Annotated in this window: 6 protein-coding genes; 1 reads left to right on the plus strand and 5 read right to left on the minus strand. The window is 59.5% G+C overall.

The genetic code is table 11. The annotated features are described in order from the left end of the window. Window positions 1-26: 26 nt before the first annotated feature. Window positions 27-938: a 5-dehydro-4-deoxyglucarate dehydratase gene (gene kdgD / locus DU29_RS0123560; RefSeq protein WP_028623924.1), complete on the minus strand. Its 912-nt coding sequence runs from the start codon at window positions 936-938 to the stop codon at window positions 27-29. Between the two features lie 298 nt (window positions 939-1,236). On the opposite strand from kdgD, the gene DU29_RS0123570 reads away from it, so the two are divergent. Then, entirely contained in the window at window positions 1,237-1,614 is a 378-nt protein-coding gene (locus DU29_RS0123570; protein WP_028623925.1) for a hypothetical protein, read from the plus strand. A 61-nt stretch (window positions 1,615-1,675) separates the two neighbouring features. Here DU29_RS0123570 and DU29_RS0123575 read toward each other — a convergent pair whose 3' ends face one another. The 4 genes from DU29_RS0123575 to DU29_RS0123590 form a co-directional block, all read right to left on the minus strand. Further along, a complete protein-coding gene (locus DU29_RS0123575) occupies window positions 1,676-2,425 on the minus strand; it encodes a FadR/GntR family transcriptional regulator (protein WP_028623926.1) in 750 nt (249 codons plus the stop codon). Between the two features lie 278 nt (window positions 2,426-2,703). Beyond that, on the minus strand, window positions 2,704-4,431 hold the full coding sequence (locus DU29_RS0123580; protein WP_028623927.1) for an ABC transporter ATP-binding protein/permease: 1,728 nt from the start codon (window positions 4,429-4,431) through the stop codon (window positions 2,704-2,706). 97 nt (window positions 4,432-4,528) lie between these two features. Beyond that, window positions 4,529-5,089, minus strand: a complete 561-nt coding sequence (locus tag DU29_RS0123585) for a response regulator transcription factor (RefSeq protein ID WP_028623928.1) — start codon at window positions 5,087-5,089, stop codon at window positions 4,529-4,531. Beyond that, the gene (locus DU29_RS0123590; protein WP_028623929.1) at window positions 5,082-6,344 is read right to left on the minus strand and encodes an ATP-binding protein; all 1,263 of its coding nucleotides are present in this window, start codon (window positions 6,342-6,344) and stop codon (window positions 5,082-5,084) included. The genes DU29_RS0123585 and DU29_RS0123590 overlap by 8 nt, the downstream gene beginning before the upstream one ends. Window positions 6,345-6,583 lie beyond the last annotated feature (239 nt).

Genomic DNA, 6,583 nt, shown 5'->3' on the forward strand with positions numbered 1-6,583 from the left:
TTGCTCAGCGGCCTTGTTTAACCGGATTACTGCGCGCCTTGCTTGTCGATCAGCGCGGCGAGCATTTCATACTCTTCGCCAGTCAGATCGGTCAGCGGTGCACGCACAGGACCCGCGTCATAGCCGGCGATTTTTGCCCCGGCCTTGACGATGCTCACCGCGTAGCCCGACTTGCGGTTACGGATGTCCAGGTAAGGCAGGAAGAAGTCATCGATGATCTTGCCGACGGTGGCGTGATCTTCGCGGGCAATGGCGTGGTAGAAATCCATCGCGGTTTTCGGGATGAAGTTGAACACCGCCGAGGAGTAGACCGGCACGCCCAGTGCCTTGTAGGCAGCGGCGTAGACTTCAGCGGTCGGCAAGCCACCCAGGTAGCTGAAGCGATCGCCGAGGCGACGACGGATCGACACCATCAATTCGATATCGCCCAGACCGTCCTTGTAGCCGATCAGGTTCGGGCAGCGCTCGGCCAGGCGTTCCAGCAGCGGAGCGGTCAGGCGGCAGACGTTACGGTTGTAAACCACCACACCGATTTTTACCGATTTGCACACGGCTTCAACATGAGCGGCAACGCCGTCCTGGCTGGCTTCAGTCAGGTAATGCGGCAGCAGCAACAGGCCTTTGGCGCCCAGACGCTCGGCTTCCTGTGCGTATTCGATGGCCTGGCGGGTCGAACCGCCGACGCCGGCCAGAATAGGCACGCTGGTTTCGCAAGTGTCGACGGCAGTCTTGATGATTTCAGAATATTCGCTGGCCGCCAGGGAGAAAAACTCACCGGTGCCGCCTGCGGCGAACAGTGCCGAGGCGCCGTATGGGGCCAGCCATTCGAGACGCTTGATGTAGCCAGCGCGATGGAAATCGCCCTGAGCATCGAAATCGGTAACCGGGAAAGACAGCAGACCGGAAGAGAGGATGGACTTCAGTTCTTGTGGATTCATTATTCGAACACCCTGAGTAGCTACGTTGTTGTTTGTGTGTGGATAAACCGTCAGCCTGCGCTGAAGTTGTAGGTCATCGTACAACTTAAAAAACAACCGTCAACTGCATTTCATCGTTGTGGGTGAAATTTGCGCCGCTCATCGTGGTTTTTTGGCCGCGCATTCTGGATCTGGCAGCCGCCATGGGCGTCAGAAACGCTTGGTCAAACTCCATTGCTGCACGCGCTGAAATCGCCCGGTAAAGTCGAGCGCCTGCCACGAATGGATCGTGGAGCACTTCGCACGGAGCGTATCGAACATGGACTTTCTGTCACCAACCCTCACTGAATTCACCGTCGACGAGATCGACCTGTCAGCTGTGATCAGCCTGTCGATGCTGGAGGACTACCTGATCGTTGAGGTGCCGGATCACGAGCGCATCGCACCTAACTGGGATGTGTACCCGATCCTCGGAATGGATCCGGACGAACCCGACTGGACGGGTGTCGAGGAACCGGCGGGGTACTGGAACGACAGGATTGATGACGCGGTAAAACTCACAGGCATCGAGCTGAAAATCCCGAAAGCCGTGCTGGAGGATTACCGGAATATGGAAATCGAGTTGCGTTACAAATTCGCCGACGAGTCGAGCCTCGAACCGTACTCCCAGCCTGTGCTGCTGCATATCAGAGCCTGATCGAAGCTAATGCGATGTGATCGTTTTCACGCATTGCGCGGCAACGATCTCTCGCACACATTTAGCCCCGCTGCGCTTCAGCCTCTTCATGCGCATGGCGCAGACGTTCCCGGCTGTTGGTCAGGTGCAGGCGCATTGCCGCGCGGGCGGCATCGGAGTCCTGGCGGGCAATGGCGTCGTAGATTTCTTCGTGCTCACGGCTCAGGCGACCCATGTAGTGTTGCTGGTCGTCGTGGGCCAGGCGCGCAGAGTTGAGGCGCGTGCGCGGAATAATGCTGGTGCCCAGGTGAGTCATGATGTCGGTGAAGTAGCGGTTGCCGGTGGACAGGGCAATCTGCAGGTGAAACTGGAAGTCCGAAGCCACGGCATCGCTGGCGTGCGCCGCGCTTTCGTTCAACGCATCCAGCGCCGCGCGCATCAGAGCCAACTGCTCGGGGCTGCGGCGTTGCGCGGCGAGCCCGGCGGATTCCACTTCAAGGCTGATGCGCAGTTCCAGAATTGCCAGCACGTCACGCAGGGTGACCACCGTGGCCGGGTCGATACGGAAACCACTCGGGCTCGGCGTATCCAGCACGAAGGTGCCGATGCCGTGACGGGTTTCCACCTGTCCGGCCGCCTGCAGTCGGGAAATCGCTTCGCGCACCACGGTGCGGCTGACGCCATGGGCATCCATGATCGCCGACTCGGTAGGCAATTTGTCGCCACGCTTGAGTTGGCCGTCGCGAATCTGCTCGGACAGCACCGTCACCAATTCCTGTGCGAGGCTGCGGCGCTTGCGAGGGAGGCGTGGCACGTCGATCGGGTTTTCCATGGTGAACGTCGGTCTCGAGGATTCGGCTGAGAACGCATCATAGCTCAACACGGTTGTACGATCACCACTACACAGTTGGAGCCCATTGTGGCGAGGGGATTTATCCCGTTCGGCGGTTGTGGTGAGGGGATTTATCCCCGTCAGGCGGCGCAGCCGTCGCAATACCTGCACACTCGGCTTAACTGCTGCACTGTGGCTGCTGGCTTCGGGATGGCTACGCCATCCAACGGGGATAAATCCCCTCACCACAGATATCTGCCCGACTGGGACTTCTGTGTTTACGCGATCACAGCCTGGTCCACCAAATGCCCGTTCTCGATTCGCACGTGCCGCGGATGGAATCGTTTCAAACTGCTTCGATGGCCGACACTGACAATGCTCAGCCCCGGTATTTCATCGATCAACGCTTGATACAAGCTTGCCTCATCCTCTTCATCCATCGCCGAAGTGGCTTCGTCCATATACAGCCACTGCGGAGCAAACAGCAACGCTCGGGCGAAGGCCAGACGCTGTTGCTCACCGGGCGACAACATGCGTTGCCAGTGATTGGCTTCATCGAGACGGGACAACAGATGCGGCAAACGGCAGGTTTCCAGAACGTGGGCGTAACGCTCGTCCGGGTAAGTATCGCCAGCCTGTGGATAACTTAACGCTTCGCGCAACGTGCCAATTGGCAGATAAGGTTTTTGCGGCAGGAACAGATACCGCGCCGCTGGCAGACGAATGCTGCCGTGGCCCGCCGGCCACAAATGACCCATCGCACGCAGCAAGGTCGATTTGCCGCTGCCGGAACGACCGCTGACCATTACCCGGTCGCCCTCCTCCACCGTCATGTCTGCATCGGTCAGCAGATGGCGACCATCGGCCAGATCAAGCCCCAGGTTCTGAACCTGCAACGTAGTACCGGCATGCTGCACATCAATAGCCGGTGCCCGCTCTTCATTGTCAGTCATCGCCTGTCGGAAACTCAGCAAGCGATCACAGGTAGCGCGCCATTCGGCGAGGACTTGATACGCGCTGATAAACCAGCTGAAGTTCTCCTGGACGTTGCCGAAAGCCGAGTTGATCTGCATGAGTTCGCCCAGCTCGATCTTGCCGGTGAAGTAGCGCGGCGCGGCAACAATGAAAGGGAAGATGATTGCGATCTGGCCGTAGCCGGAAGTAAAGAAAGTCAGACGCTTGGAGACGCGCATGATGTCCCAGAAATTATGCCAGACCAGGCTAAAGCGATCGCTCAAACGACGGTTTTCGTTCGGCTCGCCGTTGTACAGCGCGATGCTTTCGGCGTTCTCGCGAACGCGCACCATGGAGAAACGCAGGTCCGCCTCGAAGCGTTGTTGATTGTTGCTGAGGCCGATCAGGCGACGCCCGATCAGATGCGTCAGCCAGCTGCCGACGGCGGCGTACACCAACGCACACCAGAACATGTAGCCGGGAATGGTGTAGCCGAACACTTCGATGCTGCCGGACACGCCCCAAAGTATTATCGAGAACGACACCAGGCTAACGATGTTCTGGATCAACCCAAGGCCAAGGCCCAAGGTATTGGCGGTGAATTTGTTAATGTCTTCGGAAATTCGCTGGTCCGGGTTATCGGTGTAACCGCCCTGCTCCAGCTGATAATAATTCTTGTGGCTGAGCCAGCGGGTGAAATGCTTTTCGGTCAGCCAGGCGCGCCAGCGAATGGTCAGCATCTGGGTCAGGTAGAGCCGATATACCGCGCCCAGAATCGCCACCGTGGCGATGCCGCAGAAATACAGGATCAACTGCCAGAACGCTGCCTCGTCCTTTTTCTGAAGCGCGTTGTAAAAATCCTTGTACCAGCTGTTGACCCACACCGAAATGGCCACGCTGAACAGCGACAACGCGATTACGGCAATCAGTAACGTCCAGGCCTTGGCCTTCTCTTCGCTGCGCCAGTAAGGCGTGATCATTGCCCAGACCTTGCGAAAAAAATCCCCGCGCACGCGATCGTTGACCGCGGAATACTCAGCGTTCTGATTCATGGTGAAGGCTCGATAAGAAAGGAATCGCACACGAACCGATCATAGATGATCGGTTCGGATTGTCGCGAGGCGTGACCAGCATTCGTTCAGCGCAGGTTCAGCGACGGACCGGGCGCTTCTGCAGTTTGCGCTGCAGGGTACGGCGATGCATGCCCAGGGCGCGGGCGGTGGCGGAAATATTGCCTTCGTGTTCGGTCAAGACGCGCTGGATGTGTTCCCACTGCAGGCGGTCCACCGACATGGGGTTTTCCGGCACCAGCGTGTCGAGGTCGGCATGCTCGGAAAGCAGTGCGGCCAATACGTCATCGGCATCCGCCGGCTTGCACAGATAATTGCAGGCACCACGCTTGATCGCCTCGACGGCGGTGGCAATGCTCGAATAACCGGTGAGGATCACTACGCGCATTTCCGGGTCGAGTTCGAGCAGTTTCGGCAACAGCACCAGGCCCGAATCGCCGTCCATTTTCAGGTCGAGGGCAGCGTAATCCGGGATGTCGACCTGGGCGATGGTCAGGCCTTCTTCGGCGGAACCGGCCGTGCTCACGCGAAAACCACGGCGAGCCATGGCGCGTGCCATCACGCGGGTGAACGTGGCGTCGTCATCTACCAGCAGCAAATGCGGCAGTTCTTCACCTTCGACTTGGATCTCGTCACTCATGTTCATCTCCTCGGGCGACACGGGGCAGGCGCAGCTCGGTGAGCGTGCCGCCTTCCTCATGACTGTAGAGTTTCACTGAGCCACCAGCGCGTGTCACGCTGGCTTTGCTCAAAAACAGGCCCAGGCCGAAACCTTTGCCCTTGGTGGTAAAAAACGGTTTGCCGATCTGTTCGGCAATGGCCAGCGGCACGCCAGCGCCGTGGTCGCGAATGCTGATGGTCAAGTCTTCGGCATTCCAGTCCAGCGTCACCTGCAGCCCGTCGGGGCAGGCGTCGGCGGCGTTGTTCAGCAGATTCAACAGCGCCTGTGTCAGGTCCGGCGGCGGCGCCATGCGCGGCACAGCGCCCTGACCGAGACGCTGGAAGCGATAGCTGGCCTCCGGACGCATCAGGTGCCAGCGGTTCAGCGCTTCGTCGAGCCAGTCGGTGACGTCCTGCATTTCCACGGCCAAACGACGATTTGCCTCGGCGGCGCGCACCAACTGCTGCAGGGTTTCCTTGCACAGTTTGACCTGATCCTGCAGCACGCTGAGGTCGTCTTGCAGCAAGGGGTCGTGATGGTCCTGACGCATCTCTTTGAGCAGCACGCTCATGGTCGCCAGCGGCGTGCCCAACTCATGGGCGGCGCCTGCAGCCTGGGTGGCGACGGCGAGCAATTGCTGATCGCGCAGGCCCTCTTCACGACGAACGGCGCGCAGTTCTTCCTGCCGGCGCAGCTCTTCCGCCATGCGTGCGGCAAAGAAAGTGATGACAGCGGCAGCCAGCGCGAAACTCAGCCACATCCCGTAGACCTGCAGGTTCTCCCGAGCGATCGGGAAAGTCTGCAGCGGGTAGAAGCGCGCCAGCAGCAAGGTGTACATTGTCAGCGCGATGCCCGAGAGGATCACCGAATAACGCCACGGCAGCGTCACCGCAGCGATCGTCAGCGGTACCAGGTAATAAGAGACGAACGGATTGGTCGAACCGCCGGAGAAATACAGCAAGGCGCTGTGGATAAAAAGGTCACAGGCCAGTTGCACGGCGTATTCAAGTTCGGTAACCGGCCAGCTGGTGCGCAGGCGAATCGCCGTGAACGCACACAGCAACATCGAGCAGCCGAGGGTGGCAGCCAGTTGAAACCAGGGCAGCGGCAGCAAGTCGAGCCAGTAAGCCAGACCCACCGAACCGGCCTGCGCGGCCAGGACCAACGTGCGGATAAAGGTCAGGCGCCAGAGGTTCTGACGAGTCGCGGAAGTGATTTGAACGGGGGCGAGCATGAGCTCTCCTGATGAGCGCTGCAGGCGGATCGCAGGGAGTATAACCAAGCGCGGGGGCTGGCAGGCAAAAGTGCGGCAAACGGCCACATGGTGCCCGCGAAGTATTTTCACTGTGGCGAGGGAGCTTGCTCCCGTTCGGCTGCGCAGCAGACGCAAATCGGCTGGCTCGGTTCGACTGTTGGATCGCCGAAGCCGGTTCAGGCCTGCTTCGCAGTCCAGCGGGAGCAAGCTCCCTCGCC

This window comes from Pseudomonas sp. Ant30-3 (genome assembly GCF_000690905.1).
In the GTDB taxonomy this organism is placed as follows: domain Bacteria; phylum Pseudomonadota; class Gammaproteobacteria; order Pseudomonadales; family Pseudomonadaceae; genus Aquipseudomonas.

Bases quoted from the DNA above. Each gene is read 5' to 3' on its own strand.
- kdgD (WP_028623924.1), bottom strand. From the start codon at position 938: ATGAATCCACAAGAACTGAAGTCCATCCTCTCTTCCGGTCTGCTGTCT.
- DU29_RS0123570 (WP_028623925.1), top strand. From the start codon at position 1,237: ATGGACTTTCTGTCACCAACCCTCACTGAATTCACCGTCGACGAGATC.
- DU29_RS0123575 (WP_028623926.1), bottom strand. From the start codon at position 2,425: ATGGAAAACCCGATCGACGTGCCACGCCTCCCTCGCAAGCGCCGCAGC.
- DU29_RS0123580 (WP_028623927.1), bottom strand. From the start codon at position 4,431: ATGAATCAGAACGCTGAGTATTCCGCGGTCAACGATCGCGTGCGCGGG.
- DU29_RS0123585 (WP_028623928.1), bottom strand. From the start codon at position 5,089: ATGAGTGACGAGATCCAAGTCGAAGGTGAAGAACTGCCGCATTTGCTG.
- DU29_RS0123590 (WP_028623929.1), bottom strand. From the start codon at position 6,344: ATGCTCGCCCCCGTTCAAATCACTTCCGCGACTCGTCAGAACCTCTGG.